Here is a 19,205-nt window from a genome sequence, read left to right on the forward strand (position 1 = left end):
AAATCAAACGAAAACGGGACAGTATCTTGTCTGCACATTCTTCCTCACACTCTGAGGCAGGCTTTTCCTTGGCGGAAATGCTTGGGATTGATCCCCTGTGGATCGCTTCCGGTATTCTGGTTCTGGTTTATGCCGTACTCATCACCGAAAAAATCAACCGTGCCATCCTAGCAATGCTTGGCGCCTCGCTTATGGTGCTGTTTGGGATCTTGAACCAACAACAGGCTGTGGACGGGGTCGACTCCAACACGCTGGCGCTTCTGATCGGCATGATGGTGGTGGTTGCGATCACCAGTAAAAGTGGCCTTTTCCAGTATGTGGCCATCAAATCAGCCAAATGGGTGAAAGCGGATCCCACAGGGATTTTGATCATGCTCACGCTGATCACCGCTGTGTTCTCCGCGATGCTGGACAACGTCACCACCGTGTTGCTGATTGCGCCGATCACATTGCTGATCACTGATGCGCTTGAAACACGTGTGTTCCCGTTCTTCTTAGCCGAGATCTTGGCCTCCAACGTTGGTGGTACCGCAACGCTGATTGGCGACCCGCCCAACATCATCATCGGTTCTGCTGCCAACCTCAGCTTCAATGACTTCCTGTACAACCTCGCGCCCATTTCCGCGATCTGTCTGGTGGTTCTGACCGGCATCATCTACTTCATGAACCGCAAAGAACTGTCCAAGATCCCGCCGGAAGCCAGCGCGCGCATCATGCAGTTCAATGAAAAAGAAGCCATCACCGACAAAGTGCTGCTGGTGAAATCCCTCGGCGTTCTGGCGCTGGTGATCTTCGGCTTTGTGGTTGGTCACGGCTATGGCGTTCAGCCTGGCACCTCTGCTCTCGCAGGCGCGGCACTTCTGATGCTTTTGGCCTATGGCCACCAGCACGGCGAAGACCAGACCGAAAGCGTGCACCACATCTTTGGCGAAGTGGAATGGGTCACCATCTTCTTCTTTGGCGGCTTGTTTGTGATCGTGGCCGGTGTGGAGCAGGTTGGTCTGCTGGAGTACTTCGGTGAGAAAGTGCTAGAGCTGACACAGGGCGATATGATGTGGACCTCGTTCTTCATCTTCTGGGCGTCCGGCATTCTGTCCGCGATCCTCGACAACATCCCGTTTGTTGCGACGATGATCCCACTGATTGAATCCACCGCTGACACATTTGGTGGCCCGGAGGCAATCGAGCCGCTGTGGTGGTCTCTGGCGCTTGGGGCGTGTTTGGGTGGCAACGGTTCGCTCTTGGGCGCATCTGCCAACCTGACCGTTGCAGCCTTTGCTGAAAAAGCAAAGCAGCCGATCGGCTTCCTGACGTTCATGAAATATGCGTTCCCCATCATGATCCTGACGCTCATGATTGCCAATGTTTACCTCTGGCTGCGCTATTTCTAAGTTTGTGTAAAAGTATTCGAAAAGCCCGGTGCATTGCACCGGGCTTTTTGTTTGTGGCCTGCCCACGGTGGGTCGCTCCGAAAGGCCGCTTAGTGGAAATCACGGCTGGGGAAGAGCCGTTTGGCCTGGTCACGGGGATGCATTGCCCGTGCGGGATAACGGGCCGCTTTGGGCGTATCGTCGGTGCGCTGCCCCTCGGTGGTCAAAGCTTTCGGCTCCGGATGGCCCAATTCTGCCAGTTTATAAGAGAGATCCTGAATGTCCTGCGCGATCAGATGCACCACGATCCCTTCGCGTTGCAGATAGCCTGTGACATGCAACAGTCGTCCGCTCATAACAATGCGCCGGTACTGCTCATAGATCTTGGGCCAAACCACAATGTTGCTGACACCTGTTTCATCTTCCAGCGTGAGGAAAATCACCCCTGACGCAGTGCCCGGACGTTGCCGTGTGATGACAAGGCCACACACGCTGTAGCGGCCCAAGGCAACCTGCGGCAAAGACGCATGGGTTATAATGCCCGGCAGGGACGGGCGCAGAAGTTCCATGGGATGCGCGCGCAGGGTGAGCCGTGTGGACACATAATCCTCCACCACCTCTTCCCCCAGACGCATCGCAGGCAATATCACCTGTGGCTCAGAAACGCTTTCACCATCAATCGGATCATTGAACAGCGGTAGGGGTTTCGGGCTTTGAATGGCTTTGACCTTCCACAGGGCATCCCGCCGCGTCAGGCCAGTGTCTGCGAATGCATCGGCCTCCGCCAATCGCGCCAAAACATCGGGCCGTGCACCGGCCCTCAACCAGAGCGCTTCGGGATCAGGGTATCCATTGCCACGGGCCGCAACGATCCAATGGGCGTCCTCCTTTTTGAAGCCCTTGATCTGCCGGAATCCCAACCGCAGCGCCAAAGCACCATCCGGGCGGCGCTCCAGCGTGTTGTCCCACTCTGAGTGGTTTACGCAGATCGGGCGGGTCTCCACACCATGTTCCCGTACATCACGCACGATTTGTGCCGGGGCATAAAACCCCATCGGCTGGGAATTGAGGAGTGCACAGGCGAAAATGGCTGGATGATGGCACTTCATCCACGCTGAGACATAGACCAGCATCGCAAAAGCGGCAGCATGACTTTCGGGGAAGCCATAATCTGCAAAGCCTTCGATCTGGCCAAAACAGCGTTCGGCCACCTCCGGAGAGTAGCCGTTGCTCAGCATCCCGGCGATGAATTTGTCGCGATGTTTGCCGATGGTGCCCATACGCCGGAAAGAAGCGAGTGAGCGGCGCAGGTGGTCGGCTTCTTCCGCAGAAAACCCAGCACCAACCATGGCAATTTGCAACGCTTGTTCCTGAAAGAGTGGCACGCCCAGAGTCCGCCTGGTCACCTCTTCTAAAGCAGGCCCGAAAGGCTCCGACTTTTCCTGCCTGTTACGTCGACGGATATAGGGCTGCACCATATCTCCCTGAATAGGGCCGGGGCGCACAATCGCCACTTCGATCACCAGATCATAGAACTCCCGAGGCCTCATCCGCGGCAAAAAATTCATCTGTGCGCGGCTTTCCACCTGAAAGACCCCAACGGCATCCGCGCGGCAAAGCATGTCATATGTGGGAGCGTCCCCCTGCGGGATGGAAGCAATGCTATGACTGAGGTTTTCATGCTGGCGCATCAAGGCAAAGGCCTTTTGAATGCAGCTCAGCATACCCAAACCCAGCACATCGACCTTCAAAATGCCAAGAGCGTCGATGTCATCTTTGTCCCAGCAGATCACAGTGCGGTCTTCCATCGCCGCATTTTCAATGGGCGCAAGCTCATCCAATCGCCCGCGGGTAATGACAAAACCTCCCACGTGTTGTGAAAGATGGCGGGGAAATCCGATGATTTCGCCAATCAGCCGGAGGGTCTGCATCAGCCGGCGATCTTCGGGATTGAGACCCAACTCGCGCACGCGGTCCAGATCAACGCCGCCATTTGTCATGCCCCAGATTTGCCCGGACAGACCTGCTGTGACATCCTGACTGAGGCCCATCACTTTGCCAACTTCACGGATTGCAGCGCGGGTGCGAAAATGGATGACCGTTGCGCACAACCCCGCGCGATGACGCCCGTATTTTTTATAAATCCATTGAATGACCTCTTCGCGGCGTTCGTGTTCGAAATCCACGTCGATATCCGGCGGCTCACCGCGGTGTTTGGAAACAAAGCGCTCAAACACCATGGCGATCATATCAGGGCTGACATCAGTGATGCCTAACAGATAGCACAGGATAGAGTTTGCAGCGGAGCCACGTCCTTGGCACAAAATACCCTGCGATTTGGCAAATTGCACAATGTCATGCACGGTCAGAAAATAGGCAGGAAATTGCAGTTCCTTGATCACAGAGAGCTCTTTTTGCATCAACTCGACCGCCCTATCCGGTGCGCCTTCAGGGTAACGGCGCTCTAAGCCCTCTTTGGCAAGCCGCTCCAAACGCTCTTGGGGCGTTTCATCCTCTGTTTCTGCATGCGGATACTCATAAGACAGCTCACTCATGTCAAAACTACACCTGTCCGCAATCTCGAGCGTTCGACGCAGTGCAGCCGGGTAATCGCGAAAGATCCGCGCCATATCTGCCCCGGCTTTGATCCGGCGCTCTCCATTAGGTAAAGCGCGGGTGCCGATTTCATCAATGGTGACATGCTCACGCATACATGTAAGCACATCAGCGAGCTGTCGACGGCTTGCGTGGTGCATCAACACATCACCTACAGCCACCAGAGGTGCTGAGGATTTTTGGGCTGCGCACGCGCAAGCCGCAAAATAGTCTTGATCGCTGCCGTCATAACGCGGCGCAGCGCCCAGAAAGACATGATTGGGAAACTGGCGCCGCATATGCTGGATATCTGCGATGCTTGCCTCCGGCCTGCTGTGTGGCAGGGCAATCAGGATCATGCCGCTACAGGCAGCAACCAAATCGTTGACATAGAGGACACATTGTCCTTTTTCAGCTCGACGTTTCCCCAGTGTCAGCAAACGGGTCAAGCGTTGGTAAGCCGCGCGGTTGCGGGGCAGGGCAATCCACTCAACAGCGCTGTCCTGCAGCACCAAGCGGCAGCCCACAATCAGCTTGGGGAAGGATATGATGTCCGATTTGGCAAGCGGATTGCTCTGCCCCACATCCTGCCGGGAGGAGGAATCCATTTGCTGTTGCGAGCGGATCTGCACCTGTTCCAGCGTTTCTCGCTTCAGCTCTTTTAAGGCGGACCACGCACGCACCACACCAGCCAGGGAATTGCGATCGGTGATCGCGATGGCAGACAGTCTCAGCTCCGCGGCCCGCACAACCAGTTCCTCTGGATGCGACGCACCTGTCAGAAACGTGAAATTCGTGGTTACGCAAAGCTCTGCATAAGCCTGACCCGACATGCGCGGCGTTCGCGTATCCTGTTGCCGTTCCGATAGTGCCGTGCTGTGCTGGATATCGTTCATGCGAACTCCCCTTGCACAAACCAGCCTGGGTTCTGTGGCGTATGAAACAACCAAAGCCGCCGTCCTTGCGCGGTATATACCCGCCAGTAATCGCGCAGTCCGGAGTGCCAATTTTCATCCTGCATCCACCATTCCGGAGCGATGCGCTCCGGCCCGGCCATACGCTCTGTTGTGAGCGGCATGCGACGCCAGTTAAACCGGGTAGGGGGGCGGTGACCGCTTCCTCCAATCGGCTCTGGTGGGAAGAGACAGATGGGACGCAATTGCACATGACCCCAGCTCTTTACCGGATCTGAATAGGCTGCTGAGGCGATCAAAAAACTGCGTTCGGGGATGTGACTGTCCGCCGGCAAGACGCGCTGTATGTGATCCAGCCCGATCCTTGTGCCAAGTCGCGAGATCAAGTCATCCAACTCATTCTTGCCGCCAATGGCGACATGGCTGATTTGCTGCACGGGCAGTGCCTCAACCTGTGTGGCCGCCAGCCGCAACATATCAATTCCAAACCCCGCATCGATCTCCATCAAGCCACGTTCAAAAAGAGGCAAAATGCGTTGCGGGTCTCGCAAGGCGCGCGCCAATTGTAGCTCAACCTGCTGATGGTCTTGATCCACACGGCGCAGCGTAAGGCAAAGCCTGCGCGCGCCTGTTTCCTGCGCCTTCAGTTTTGCACAGAGTTGAGCCAGCAAGCGCTCCGTTCCCGCCATGACATCTGACAAAAGGCCAATAGGCTCTGGCAAGGTCATGCGTATGCTGTAATGCGGGGGATCGGTGCGCGGCGTAATCTCTTCGGCCTGCGCCCCCAGCGCCTGGTCAAGCCGCAGCAGCAAGCCCGGACCAAAACGGCGCGTGAGGGGGCCTCGGGCCGCCTGGGCCAGCGCCCCAATACTGCGCAGCCCCAATCGCTGCAACGTGACAGAGGTTTGCTCATCTATGCGGAGGGCCGCAACAGGCAGGTTGCTGAGCGCTGGCAACATCTCTCCAGGCTTGGCCACCCCCTCATCGTAATGCGCCAAAGCCCAAGCGGCACCGCGGGTATCTGCGAGGCCTATGCAAACAGACAGTCCGGAACGCATCAGGCGTGCATGTATGTCCGCCAGCAGGGCCTCTTCGCCGCCAAAAAGATGTGCTGACCCTGTGATGTCCATCACCAAGCCATCGCGACCTTCCAGGCCTACCCATGGACAATAGCGTGTGACCCAGCGGCACAGCAGATGCAGAAACCTCTGATCTTGTTCGGGATCCGCCACATGGCTTTGTAGATCCGGGCAGAATGCCCGCGCATCGGCATAGGCCATACCCTGATGCAATCCATGATCTGACGCGGCTGCATTTAGACAATAAATCCGGTTGGAGTTCTGCTGTTTCAACGTCAGCGCAAAAGGGCCGTCGACCGGGCGCCGTCGCAGAACCCGGTCACTAGCCAACCTAGGGAACCATAATGAAACAATGCGACGTCGTATCCCATCGAACATGCCAGACACCAAGTGTTCTCTATTTGTTCTAAATAGCCGATCTCCTATATGGAGTCGAGTCATGGCACGTGGCTAACAGAAGCAACTTGCGCCGAAGGCGAATGGTGGGTGAGGGGGCATGCCCCCGCCATCGTTCGTTGCACGAATGTAAACAAACCACTTGGATGCGCCCCGTTCTAGGCTGTATGCGTGTGACACAGGCCCATGAAACACAGAGAGATCATCCCATGTACATTGAACCATTTGGCGTAGAGCAATGGATGAACGAGTGGGAAACAAAATGCGCCCTGAACCTCGCTGAAACCTGCGTGGAAAGCTTGACAATCGAAGAGCTCTTGCAAATTTCAGGCAAAAACGACACCGATTTGTCCGATCTACTGTCAATGAAGATGACATATGGCGACATCGAAGGGTCTCCACGCCTGAGACAAGCTATAGCGCGCACCTACGCACAGCAAACGCCCGCCAACATCATCACGACCCACGGTACCATTGGCGCGAACATGCTCGTGCATAAAACTCTGGTATCGCAAGGCGATAGGGTGGTGGCCGTCGTGCCAACTTATCAGCAGCATTACTCGATACCCGCCAGCATTGGCGCTGATGTGCAGGCTGTACAGCTCAGAGAAGAAGATGGCTGGCTGCCCAATCTGGATCTTTTGCGTGCAGCAGTGACACCGGGTACAAAACTGATTGCGCTAAACAATCCGAACAACCCAACAGGCGCACTGATTGATCGTGACATGCTCCTGCAGATCGTGGAGATCGCGCGCGCCGCGGATGCCTGGATACTTTGCGACGAAGTCTATCGCGGGACAGATCAATCCGGGGATGGTACAACCGCATCCATCGCGGACCTCTATGAAAAGGGCATCAGCACAGCGAGTATGTCTAAGGCTTATTCTCTTGCCGGATTGAGATTGGGCTGGGTCGCAGGACCGGAGGCTTTGATCCATGAAATCGCCATCCACCGGGACTACGACACCATCTCTGTCGGCATGCTGGACGACCACTTCGCCACCATCGCACTTGAAAACAGGCACGCGGTGCTGGAACGCAGCCATGCGATAACGCGCGAGAACATAGCGATTGTAGAGCGCTGGATCGCGAAGGAGCCACGTATGAGCTGGGTAACGCCACAATCCGGCACCACAGCGCTTCTGAAGTACGACCTACCACTGACATCGCGCGCGTTCTGCGTTGCGTTGCTGGAAGATTGCGGCGTTATGCTTACACCGGGATCAGCATTGAATATGGAAGGCTACGTTCGACTTGGCTTTGCCAACAATACCGACGTGCTTCGTGAAGGATTGGAAAAGCTTTCTAACTTCCTTGCGTGTCAGTGAGGCCGAGGCGAAGACAGGTTATCTGCGAGCTTGAGGTAAGTTCTTGGAGATTTCAGGCATAATCAGTGTTATGTCATTAAAGCGACTTATCACATAAATCAAAGCCGTATCCAAACTCAACCGAGATCAAGCCGCATTAGCCACGCAGCGCGGGGTGTTCTTTGCGACTTTCTGCCGCCGTTTGAGGTGGCGCAAAACGTCTTTCTTGGACACCAATTTTCGCGCCCGCGCGCCATACGCACACTCCACCGGCTGACGGCGGATCGCTGGGATTACGTCCTCCAAAGACCGCAGACTCTCAGGTGAAAGCATCGCGCGGGCAATTGGCCCAGGGTAGAAACTCTCGCTCGCTGCGCCATTGCCATAAACGACCTCATGGTGCTCAAAGAGCATGTGGAAATACGTCTCCTGACGCCGTCCGCTCGCCACCCGCACAGGCCCTAGCGCTTGCGCCAAATGCTTTGCCCGCACAAATGCTTCGTCCGGGTTGCCAGCAATATCTGGCATCAGCATGCAGTGCTGCGGGGAGACAAAAAGCGGGCTGTGATTGCCGAGATACCCTTCAGGCAAACGTACGGAACGCCATTCCGGATTGGCCTCCAAAGCCTGCCGATCCAGATGGGTATATGTGATCCACTTGATCGGCTGCGGACCGCGATCGCGTGTCATCACTAGATCTCCGGCGCGGAGGCTTTCAATGGGCACTTCACCGTTTGGGGTCATGATCAAAGTACCTTTGGTGAAACAAGGAATGCCGATTGAGTTCAACTTGATCCCATTGTCCAGCTGATCCGGCGTAACGCCGCGCAACAAGACGGTTTCACCATTGGGAAACGTCAGCAGTGCGTTGCCATTACCGTCATCCGCAACCACCACATCGGTGGTTTTGACTGGATCGGAGTTCGCGTTGGTAAGCAGCGAGACGTCGAGTTGGTCGTTGGTGAAGCCATCGCCATCGTCATCACTCATGTCAAAGTCGGTGACAACGTCGTGCTCGCCAAGATCTGTGAGAGCAAAGGTATCATCCCCTGCTCCCCCACTCAGGGTGTCATTGCCCTTCCCGCCAATCAGTGTGTCTTCGCCATCGCCGCCGGACAGGACATCATCGCCCTCCCCTAAAAGACCACCACCGTGCAGCAGGTTGTCATTGCTGTCTCCGGTGATGTTGTCACCGCCAAAGGTACCGTGGACGTTCTCGATGCTGACAATCGTACCGTAGTCGCCCGTCCCAAGGGTGTAAGTGCCTTGGCCAAGGTCTACGGTAGCAAAAGATGCTGGGCCGAAAGAGCGAAACGTCAACGTGTCAATGTCGGCGCCACCGTCTAGGGCCTCCCCGCTCCCAAAGCTACCATGAATGGTGTCATCACCTGCACCACCAAAAACCGTATCGGTGCCGGCGCCGTTCTCATACCCAAATCGGCTACCGCTAAAGGCATCGATAAAATCGTTGCCCTCGCCGCCGGACAGGTAATCTGCGCCATCCCCACCTATGATGGTGTCGTCACCGGTGCCGCCATCAATTGTGTCGTTGCCTTTGTCCCCATCGATTGTGTCATTGCCACCGTTGCCTTCGATCCGGTCATCGCCAGTGGTAATGATATCTCCCCCGCCGTCTTCAGCGCCGGTTTCATCATTATACCCAAGGCCCATGTTCTCGCCGGTCTGCTCACCATCAACGGTGCCATCCGGCGGAGCATCAAAACGCACATTATCAATGAGGGTGTTTTCAGAAAGGCTACGCGCATCTGCATTGATTCCAAAGAATGCAAGATCGCTCATCACCGCTTCAAACTGTGCAGGCGTGACGTTGCCGCCCCCCTGAGTCTTGAAGGTCGCGGAGTCCAAGTCAAACGAAACATTTTTGACAAGCGTGCCAGTTTCTGGCTGGAACGAAACAGAGGCAAAAAGCTTGGTTCCGTCATTCGCCACCAGCATCACATCAATGCTGCTGATTGGAGCGTCGGCCGTAAAAGGCTGCGCATCTGCATTGCGGTAGGAGAAATCGACTGTGCCGCCGACGAGGGCGCTGTTGTCGCCTCCGAAATCGGTTGGCGTGGTCAACCAAGGGGACGGACCCGTTTCGTTGTCACCGTGTTGGGCGCCACCAAAGAAGGAGTTGAACCGGGCTCCTCCAATGAAAGAGTCGGAATTATTATCATAGACACGCCAGCCTTCATTGCTGCTGTCAAACGTGAATGTCTCTCTTGGCATCAGCCCACTCCAAGACACATGACAAGTATGGCATATGTCTCACCCAAAGTCCTTGAAACGACTGAATCACATAAGCAATCCAGCCGAACAGCAGAGCTAATTTCTGACCGTTAATTGCGGCCTAAATTGGACGCAGTCTTGAAAAGTTTGAAAAACAATTAATTGGCGAAATTTTTTCTAAAACGCACCATACCCTCGGTAGCGCGCAAAATGATCAAGGTGCCATTCATTGAAACGACACTTTTGGGCAGCTAGATAGCACGCTCCAAATTCGTGAAGATCAACAGCGCGACAAGCGCTTGACACCTCAAAATTTTTAATTGATTAGTTCGCTCAGGATTTTACCCGACTGACTTTGTCGGGTTTATTGGAGGGAACGCGAATGTTCAAAACGACTTTGAAATTGACCACTGCGCTTGCAGTGTGTGCGGCGGCAAGCATTGCAAGCGCCGATACCTATGGCCCGTTTCCGGTGACCGTAAAAGGCTATGAAGGCGACAAGACCAACTCTGTTTCCTATTCCGGCCAAATCGCTCGCCACGCACTGCACGACAGCCTTAAAAAAGCAGCTGGCAAAGGAAACGGCGGCGCAAATGCAGCTGACGTAGAAGCGATGCTGCTGGCGTATTTCAACGGCTCTGACGCAGATCTTGAAATCATGGCGCCCGCGTCCAAAGATGGCTACCCGGTCAAACAAGCAACCGTAAACGCGATCTCTAAAGGCAAGAACATCTCCGGCAAATTCTACGACGGTGCGATGCCTGCGTGGCCCGGCAATGTGAGCGGTAAAGAAGCCATGCTGCACATGATCAAACACGCCGCGCAATCAAACGGTGGCTTTGATGCTGAGAACGGCTATGACTGGGGCCAGGTGATCTCCAAATACACCATGGGCGCCATGATGTATAACCAAGCGGTCGACAACTATCTCGACGAAAAGCTTGATGCTGACAACAAGCCAAACAACAAACCTTACAAAGACGGCGCTTACTACACCGGTAAAGAGCACTCTTGGGATGAGGCCTTTGGCTATTGGGGTGGCCCCGCGCACACTCTGAGCCTGAGCCCAGAGCAGGCCTACAGCATTGCCAAGCAGAAAGACCTGACTGCTGCAGACGCCAATGGCGACGGCGTGGTTGACCTGAAATCCGAGCACGTATTTGGCCCGGCTTACTACGCTGCCGGCGCAGACAAAGGCGGCACCAAGTCCACCAACTACATGCACACGATCATGCAGGCCTTCGTCGACGGCCGTCAGCTGATCGCGGATGCAAATGGCGAAGCTCTCACCGATGATCAACGTGCACAGCTGAAAGGCTACGCGGAAGTCATCGAGAGCAACTGGGAAAAAGTGCTGGCGGAAGCGACCTTCAAATACGCGGGTTCGGTCTACAAAGACATCGGCAAGATGGGCGAACTGGAAGGTGAAGAGCTGGCCAAAGCCTATCGTAACTATGTCAAGCACTGGGGTGAGCTGAAAGGCTTTGCCATGGCTCTGCAAACCGGCAAAAACAATCTGGGTGCGACTGCAACCGAGCTGAACAAACTGATCGGTTTTGGTCCGGTGACGCTGGACAACACCTATGTGACCGGTATCGATGCGGACGGGAACTTTGTGCGTGAACGTCGCAAAACCTGGAGCGACTACCAGCTGCAGATGCTGGAGACCCAGAAGCTTCTCGCCGACACCTTTGGCCTGAAGTCCCGCGCCAATGATGCACTTGCCGATCTGGAAACACTGGCAGGCAAGCTGAACTCTGCGGACAGCGCTGAAACTGACTAAACTCATCAGGGCGGCACCTGAGAGGTGCCGCTCGTTCTAACTCAATGGATTGGATACAGACACTTACGCCCTTCTTTGCTGATTTTGCCGACCCGAAAAAACGGATTTTTGTCGGCTATCTTGTGCTGTCTCTGTTAATCGCTTTTCTCTGGCTGCTCTTTATCGAACGCCAATCGTTCCGAGACGCCGTTGCCCGCGTGTTTGATCGAAAGGTGTTCTTCTCGAAATCCGCTTTGGCGGACTACCAGATTTTCTTCATCAACCGCGTCTTTACGCTGTTTGTTTCTCCCCTGCTCATTACGCAGCTGGCCATCGCAACAGCAATATACTTTGCGCTGCACCGTCAAAGCTTCGTTGTGCCGGGTCTATTTGAAGACGTAAACAAACCGCTCGTAGTTGCTGCGTTCTCCACCACGTTGTTTATGGTCGATGACTTGACCAAATACTGGCTGCACCGCTGGATGCACAGATGGCCACCTCTATGGGCCATTCACAAAGTACATCATTCCGCGGAAACGCTCACCCCAATCACAGTTTATCGCGTGCATCCATTTGAGGGTGTGCTTTACGCACTACGAAGCGCCTTTGCGCAGGGGCTCGTATTGCCGGTGTTTATCTTCAGTTTCGGCAATACTGTGGATCTCTATACGGTTGTAGGCGTCAACGTGCTGGTGTTCTTGTTCCACGTCACAGGATCAAACTTGCGACATTCGCATATCAACATCAGCTATTGGCCGTGGCTTGAGCGCCTGTTGATATCCCCCGCACAGCATCAGCTGCACCACTCCACAGCCGAAAGGCATTTCGACAAAAATTTCGGGGCAGCGCTGGCAATCTGGGACTGGCTGTTTGGCTCACTACATCTCTCGGAGAAGGATGAGGATCTCACTTTTGGTCTTCCGGACAAAGAGGCCAGTGCAACCGATCTGATCGATATCTACTTTCGACCATTTTCAGACATCTGGCGCTATCTCAAAAGACGAGGACAACGGTTGCTGAGAGTGCGTTGAAACACTCGGCATCAGACTAGAAGGCTCGTCTTAAACGGGCGAGTAAGGATCAAATATAAGCCTTGAGAGCCGCGAGGCTGCCCGACTGAAAAACGACCGTATGCCAATGTGTAAACGCTTCAGCAAAAGCCTTATTCTTCGATAGATCCCCGTAAATCTCACTCATGCTAAGCCATGCCGATGGGTCGGCTTTGCTTCTATGCGCCATTTCCGTAAGCCGGTCCCAATTGGGGTCGTTTGGTTCGATCATCTCGCCGTTCTCGCGGGTTCCCAGACACATACGCGCCCAGAGCGCTTCAATCAGAGCAAGGCCTGAGATCGAACCGCCGGTTGCCACAGCATCTCTCACAATCGGAAGCACGAACCCGGGATGACGTGAGGATCCATCGAAGGCGACCCGTCGTGTTGTGTCTTTTATTTTAGGGTTTGAGAAGCGAGCCTCAATCAAAGCAAGGTAGTCGGAGGGTGTCATCCCATCGACCCCCTCAACCTGCGGCAGCACCTCTTGCGCCTGCACTTTACAAAAAAATGCTGAGACTTCTGGGTGCGCCATGCAGTCCGAGATTGTCGGCAAGCTCAGCACTTCCCCAACATTGGCAAGCATCTGGTGCCCGGCATTGAGCACGCGTATTTTCATGCTTTCATAGGCATGCACATCCTCGGTGATGGTGACACCAGCCCGCTCCCAAGGCGGGCGGCCCGCACAAAACTCATCCTGCAGGACCCATTGCCGAAAGTTTTCGTGCGTCACCGGAGCGGCGTCATTTATGCCAATGCTCCGTGTCATTGCCCTCTCGGCGTCGCCGGTAGCCGGCACGATGCAATCGACCATCGCATTGGGAAATGTCGCGTTTTTGTCGATCCAATCTGCGAGATCCGGATCAGACAGCCTTGCCAAGCCAACGACTGTGCTACGCAAAACATCACCGTTGTTTTGGAGATTGTCACAACTCTGCCCGGTAAACGGGAGCATCCCGGCTAAATAGCGGGCGCGATAGGCGGCAACTATGGCTCCGAACGCTGTCTTTGGCTGATCTGGGTGTGCAACATCATTCATGATATCAGGATGCGCTGTATTCAGAGCGCCGTCCTCAGATTGATAATATCCCCCTTCGGTGACGGTGAGCGATACAATACGGATGCGCGCGTCACTCATTGCTCTGATAAGCGGTCCGTTGGTTGGGGCCACCTCCACAAAGTCAACCATTGGGCCGACGACCTCTTTCGCTGAACTTTCGGGATCCAACTCAATCAATGTGGTCAGGCAGTCCTGCGCTAGCAGTTTTTGCCGCATTTCTGAATCATTTGGCCGAACACCTGCCCCGATGATACCCCAATCCATAGCAAGCCCTTGCTGCATCAGGCGGTGCAAATACCAAGACTGATGCGCTCTGTGGAAATTTCCAAGTCCGATATGAACAATCCCAGGCGTGATCATGCTTCGGTCATAGGTTGGAGTAATGACGCTGGCAGGCAGGCGCTCAAGCGCACCGTCGGTCAAATCAATTGCGGGCGTTTTTGAAGCCGGTGTCTTCATCAGCTCATCCAATTCCCGCCATCAACATTGTAAGTCTGAGCGACAACGTAATTTGCCTCTTCGCTGGCCAGGAAAACAGCCATGCCACAAAGATCTTCGGCAGTGCCCATCCGGCCAAATGGCACCGCAGCTCCAACTTCTTTCTTCTTTTGTCCGAGAGGCTTACCTTCGTATTTGGCAAAAAGAGCATCTACGCCGACCCAATGCTCACCATCGACCACACCAGGTGCGATCGCATTCACGTTGATACCGTGCTGTATCAAATTCAGGCCAGCAGATTGCGTCAGGGAAATCACTGCGGCTTTGCTCGCACAGTAGACCCCCACAAGGCTTTCACCACGGCGCCCGGCCTGACTGGCCATATTGATAATGTGACCCTTCACGCCAATTTCGATCATATGACGTGCAACGGCCTGCAGCGTGAACAATGTGCCCGCGACATTGACGTCAAACACACGAGAATAATCTGCTCGGGTAATGTCGCAGACAGGCGCTGCGCTAAAGATCGCGGCATTGTTTATCAGTATGTCAATCTTCCCAAAGGCTTCAGTTGTCGCAGCCACCGCCGCGTCAATGCTCGCCTGATCTGAAATATCCATTTCCACGGCGATCGCAGCATTCCCAATGGACTGGGCAGCCGTTTGCGCCAAATCCACGTCGATATCGGCAATGGCCACGCGAGCACCTTCATCGACATATGCTTTTGCAAATGCCAATCCGATGCCCCGCCCAGCCCCGGTAATCAAAGCGTTTTTCCCGGCAAGTCTCATCAAACAATCCGCAGTCCATCAGCACCAAAGCGGTGTATCTCTTCGGCGCGCGGGTTGAGATGAATGGTGTCGCCATGTCTAAGGCTGACATCCCCGATAGCACGTACCGTCAGTGTTTCCGCTAATCCCGTATTGTGGATGTGGAAAAACGTATCTGAGCCCAGATGCTCTGCGACACCAACGGTGCCCTGCCATTGCCCATCCGTTTCGACCACATCGATATGCTCGGGGCGGATGCCAATGGTATGAGCGTTGAGTTTTTGCGCTTCACTGCCCGTAAGAAGGTTCATTTTCGGCGAGCCAATGAAGCCTGCCACAAAGGTATTGCGGGGGGTTCGGTAAAGCTCAAGCGGAGAGCCGACTTGTTCGATAACGCCTGCCTGAAGCACCACAATCTTGTCGGCCATCGTCATTGCTTCAACTTGATCATGTGTCACGTAAATCATGGTGGTTTTGAGACGCTCATGCAGCTCGCTGATTTCCAACCGCATACCCACCCGCAGGGCTGCGTCCAGGTTTGAAAGCGGCTCATCAAAGAGGAATGCGGCCGGCTCGCGCACGATGGCCCGACCAATTGCGACACGCTGGCGCTGACCACCGGAAAGCTGGCCGGGGCGACGGTCCAAATAATCACTAAGGTTCAGGACCGAAGCAGCCGCTTCCACGCGCTTGTCGATTTCCGCCTTTTCAAGTTTTGCCATCCGCAAGGGGAAGGCGATGTTCTTGCGCACCGTCATATGCGGATAGAGCGCATACGACTGAAAGACCATCGCAAGACCGCGCTTGGCAGGGACCACGCCAGTTGCGTCTTCTCCGTCGATCTCGATATCTCCACTGGTGATATCCTCAAGTCCTGCGATCAAACGCAATAAAGTGGATTTCCCGCAGCCAGATGGGCCAACAAAAACGGTGAATTCTCCATCCTGGATCGTCAGATCGAGTGGCGGGATCACCTCGGTGCTGCCGAAGCTTTTGGAGACTTGCTTGAGTTGAATTTGTCCCATGTATCAGCTTCCTTATTTAACAGCGCCGAATGTGAGGCCGCGGACGAGTTGTTTCTGGCTGAACCAGCCAAGAATGAGGATGGGGGCAATCGCCATCGTGGACGCCGCGCTTAACTTCGCAAAAAATAGACCTTCGGGGCTGGAATAACTCGCAATAAATGCCGTGAGTGGAGCTGCATTTGCTGCGGTGAGATTGAGAGTCCAGAAGGCTTCATTCCACGCTAAGATAAAGTTCAGAAGAAGAGTCGATGCGATGCCAGGCACCGCCATCGGTGTGAGCACATAGAGCAGCTCTTCTTTCAGCGTGGCACCGTCCATACGGGCCGCTTCCAGTATCTCACCGGGGATTTCCTTGAAATAGGTGTAGAGCATCCAGACAATGATCGGCAGATTGATCAGCATCAGCACGACCATAAGCCCGCCTCGAGTGTCCAAAAGGTTGAATTCCACAAAGATGAGCGAAATCGGGTATAGAACACCCACCGCAGGTAGCATCTTCGTAGACAGCATCCAGAGCAGGATATCCTTGGTGCGCCTGGAGGGCACGAACGCCATGGACCAAGCAGCAGGGATCGCGATCAGAATGCCCAGAATGGTAGAGCCGCCAGCGATAATCACCGAATTCCAAAGGAATTTCATGTAGTCAGAACGCTCTTGCACAATGGCATAGTTTTCCAGCGTCCAGTCAAATGCAAAGAAAAGCGGAGGATCGTTGATGGCTTGGGCTTCCGTTTTGAAACTTGTCAAAATTGTCCAATAGATCGGGAAGAAGATGATCAGCGCAACAGTCCAAGCAGCAGCTGTGGTGACGATCTTGCGGTGCGGTGTTACAGAGCGTGCCATGTTGCGTCTCTTTAAGCGTCGAGATTTGTGCCGACGATGCGCATCAGGAAGACAGCAACGAGATTGGCAAGAATGATTGCGTAAACACCACCGGCAGAGCCAAGGCCGATGTTTTGACTGTCAATGACGCGCTGAAAGATCAGATAGGTCAGCGTGCGAGTTCCAAAGGCCCCACCGGTGGTAACAAAGATTTCCGCAAAGATAGACAGTAGGAAGATTGTCTGGATGAGTATCACGATCGTGATCGCCCGAGCCAGATGCGGCAGGATGATGTGCCAAAAGCGCTTCAAGGTGGGAGCACCATCCATTTCGGCTGCTTCAAGCTGCTCCCGGTCCAACGATTGAATCGCGGTGAGCAAAATGAGCGTTGCGAAGGGCAACCACTGCCACGAAACAATGAGGATGATAGAGCCAAGCGAAACATCTTGGAGCCACGCCACAGGCTCTGCTCCGAAGAACCGCCATAAATGTGCAAAAATGCCATTCACAGGGTCCATCAGCATGTTTTTCCATACCAATGCGGAGACCGTTGGCATGACAAAGAAAGGCGCAATAACTAGAATGCGGACCACGCCCTGCCCCCAGATCGGCTGATCCAGAAGCAACGCAAGCAGTATGCCCAAGGCAACTGTGATAAGCAGGACGCCGCCCACCATCACAAGCGTGGTTTGCACCGCAGGCCAAAATGAACTGGAAGAGAGAAAGCGGCCGTAATTGGCAAAGCCGACCCAATCCAACCCACGTTGGATGCTATCGCCTCTCAAAGGCAGATATTTTGTAAAGGAAAACCACAGCGTCATGATCAAGGGCACGAGCATCCACCCCAGAAGCAGGACAACCGCTGGCGCCATCATCACGCGGGCAGCAGATCTGGAGGCTTTGGTGGACATTGGATGGACCTCTCCTGTTGGCGATGATTTCGCCTGTGACCTTAGCAAATGTTAGGCAATTGATGAGAGAGATCAGGGGCAGCTGTGAGCTGCCACCTGAATGGGGAGCTTAACGGTAACCCGCAGCTTCCATCGCATCGTTTGTGAGTGCCTGTGCTTTTTCAAGCGCGACGGCAATGCTCTGCTGGCCAGCATAAGCCGCAGAGAACTCTTGGCTCACTTCAGTCGCGATGCCCGCAAACTCCGGAATTGCGGCAAATTGAATGCCAACGTACGGGCTGGGATCAACCGTGGAGTCGTTCGGATCGGCAGAAAGAATGGAATCCAGCGTCATTTTGGCAAAAGGCACCGATTGGTAGTTCGGGTTTTCGTACAGAGATGTACGTGCGCCCGGTGGTACATTCGCCCAGCCTTCGTTGGCCGCAACCAATTCAATGTAGCTCTTTGAGGTTGCCCATTCGATGAATTGTTTGGCTTCTGCTTGTTGTTGTGTACCAGCCGGAATGGCGAGCGCCCAAGCCCAGAGCCAGTTGGACCGTTTGCCGAGGCCCGTATCCGGTGCGAGCGCAAAACCCACACTGTCCGCAACGGTCGAGTCTTTTGGGTTCGTCACAAAGCTTGCGGCGACCGTCGCATCGATCCACATGCCGCACTTGCCTTGTTGAAACAACGACAGGTTTTCGTTGAAACCGTTGGTTGCGTAGCCAGTTGGGCCCGCCGCATCCATCATGGATTTGTAAAAATTCAGCGTGTTGGCCCAAGCTTCCGTGTCGAACTGGGCATTCCAGTCTTCGTCAAACCAACGGGCACCAAAGGAATTGGACATCGCGGTGATGAACGCTCCGCCTTCGCCCCAGCCCGCTTTACCGCGCAGACAGATCCCGTTGATTTCGTTGTCCCGATCGGTCATTGCAGCCGCGGCTTCAGCGATAAACTCCCAAGTTGGCGCTTCAGGCATGTCCAGCCCGGCTTTTTCCATCAGATCCGTGCGGTACATGATCATGGAGCTTTCGCCATAAAATGGTGCGGCATAGAGCGTACCGTTGTGGGAAAGACCGCCCGCCATCGCAGGCAGGATGTCGTCAACATCATATTCTTCAGACAGATCATCCAGTGCGACAAGCCAACCGTTCTCGCCCCAAATCGGGGTCTCGTACATGCCGATTGTCATGATGTCGAAAGCCCCACCTTTGGTGGTGATATCCGTTGTTACGCGCTGACGCAGGACGTTTTCCTCGAGCGTCACCCACTCGACGTCGATACCGGTCGCTTTGGTGAATTCGTCTGTATAGCCCTGCATGCGGATCATATCGCCATTGTTAACGGTGGCGATTGTGATCGTTTTGGAGTGGCCGTCTGCGAAAGCGCCGCTTGCTGTGATCAGCGAAAGCGCGGTCGCAGCACAAAGTGTGCTTTTAAAGGACATCCGGTTTCCTCCCTATTTGGATGTGGAAACAGGCTAGCCTTCAACACGA

13 protein-coding genes are annotated in these 19,205 nt (G+C 54.6%); 4 read left to right on the forward strand and 9 right to left on the reverse strand.

Annotated features, from left to right (window positions below; translation table 11 throughout):
- Positions 1 to 26: 26 nt before the first annotated feature.
- Entirely contained in the window at positions 27 to 1,391 is a 1,365-nt protein-coding gene (locus J7399_RS17395) for an ArsB/NhaD family transporter (protein ID WP_209088078.1), read from the forward strand.
- Positions 1,392 to 1,480: 89 nt separating this feature from the next.
- Here J7399_RS17395 and J7399_RS17400 read toward each other — a convergent pair whose 3' ends face one another.
- Both J7399_RS17400 and J7399_RS17405 read right to left on the reverse strand, forming a co-directional pair.
- Entirely contained in the window at positions 1,481 to 4,798 is a 3,318-nt protein-coding gene (locus tag J7399_RS17400; RefSeq protein ID WP_247742958.1) for an error-prone DNA polymerase, read from the reverse strand.
- 59 nt (positions 4,799 to 4,857) lie between these two features.
- Positions 4,858 to 6,336: a DNA polymerase Y family protein gene (locus J7399_RS17405; RefSeq protein WP_209088084.1), complete on the reverse strand. Its 1,479-nt coding sequence runs from the start codon at positions 6,334 to 6,336 to the stop codon at positions 4,858 to 4,860.
- A gap of 227 nt (positions 6,337 to 6,563) precedes the next feature.
- Here J7399_RS17405 and J7399_RS17410 point away from each other — a divergent pair, with 227 nt between their 5' ends.
- Positions 6,564 to 7,682: an aminotransferase gene (locus J7399_RS17410; protein ID WP_209088087.1), complete on the forward strand. Its 1,119-nt coding sequence runs from the start codon at positions 6,564 to 6,566 to the stop codon at positions 7,680 to 7,682.
- Positions 7,683 to 7,808: 126 nt separating this feature from the next.
- On the opposite strand, the gene J7399_RS17415 is transcribed toward J7399_RS17410, so the two are convergent.
- Positions 7,809 to 9,893 carry a Hint domain-containing protein gene (locus J7399_RS17415; protein ID WP_209088090.1) on the reverse strand — a complete coding sequence of 695 codons (2,085 nt, stop codon included), beginning with the start codon at positions 9,891 to 9,893 and terminating at the stop codon, positions 7,809 to 7,811.
- A gap of 382 nt (positions 9,894 to 10,275) precedes the next feature.
- On the opposite strand from J7399_RS17415, the gene J7399_RS17420 reads away from it, so the two are divergent.
- A complete protein-coding gene (locus J7399_RS17420) occupies positions 10,276 to 11,676 on the forward strand; it encodes a DUF4856 domain-containing protein (RefSeq protein WP_209088093.1) in 1,401 nt (466 codons plus the stop codon).
- A gap of 44 nt (positions 11,677 to 11,720) precedes the next feature.
- On the forward strand, positions 11,721 to 12,686 hold the full coding sequence (locus J7399_RS17425; RefSeq protein ID WP_209088098.1) for a sterol desaturase family protein: 966 nt from the start codon (positions 11,721 to 11,723) through the stop codon (positions 12,684 to 12,686).
- Between the two features lie 49 nt (positions 12,687 to 12,735).
- On the opposite strand, the gene J7399_RS17430 is transcribed toward J7399_RS17425, so the two are convergent.
- From J7399_RS17430 to J7399_RS17455, 6 genes are all read right to left on the reverse strand, one after another.
- Complete coding sequence (locus J7399_RS17430) at positions 12,736 to 14,223, reverse strand: mannitol dehydrogenase family protein (protein WP_209088101.1); 1,488 nt, start codon at positions 14,221 to 14,223, stop codon at positions 12,736 to 12,738.
- The gene (locus tag J7399_RS17435) at positions 14,223 to 14,996 is read right to left on the reverse strand and encodes an L-iditol 2-dehydrogenase (protein WP_280637812.1); all 774 of its coding nucleotides are present in this window, start codon (positions 14,994 to 14,996) and stop codon (positions 14,223 to 14,225) included. Before J7399_RS17435 ends, J7399_RS17430 begins: the two co-directional genes overlap by 1 nt.
- Positions 14,993 to 15,997 carry an ABC transporter ATP-binding protein gene (locus tag J7399_RS17440; RefSeq protein ID WP_209088106.1) on the reverse strand — a complete coding sequence of 335 codons (1,005 nt, stop codon included), beginning with the start codon at positions 15,995 to 15,997 and terminating at the stop codon, positions 14,993 to 14,995. Before J7399_RS17440 ends, J7399_RS17435 begins: the two co-directional genes overlap by 4 nt.
- Before the next feature lie 12 nt (positions 15,998 to 16,009).
- Positions 16,010 to 16,840, reverse strand: coding sequence for a carbohydrate ABC transporter permease (locus J7399_RS17445; protein WP_209088109.1), 831 nt, complete (start codon positions 16,838 to 16,840; stop codon positions 16,010 to 16,012).
- Positions 16,841 to 16,851: 11 nt separating this feature from the next.
- Positions 16,852 to 17,730 carry a sugar ABC transporter permease gene (locus tag J7399_RS17450; protein WP_209088112.1) on the reverse strand — a complete coding sequence of 293 codons (879 nt, stop codon included), beginning with the start codon at positions 17,728 to 17,730 and terminating at the stop codon, positions 16,852 to 16,854.
- Between the two features lie 109 nt (positions 17,731 to 17,839).
- Positions 17,840 to 19,156 carry a sugar ABC transporter substrate-binding protein gene (locus tag J7399_RS17455; RefSeq protein ID WP_209088115.1) on the reverse strand — a complete coding sequence of 439 codons (1,317 nt, stop codon included), beginning with the start codon at positions 19,154 to 19,156 and terminating at the stop codon, positions 17,840 to 17,842.
- Positions 19,157 to 19,205: the final 49 nt, after the last annotated feature.

Origin of the sequence: Shimia sp. R9_1 (assembly GCF_017743775.1) — a bacterium.
In the GTDB taxonomy this organism is placed as follows: Bacteria; Pseudomonadota; Alphaproteobacteria; order Rhodobacterales; family Rhodobacteraceae; genus Shimia.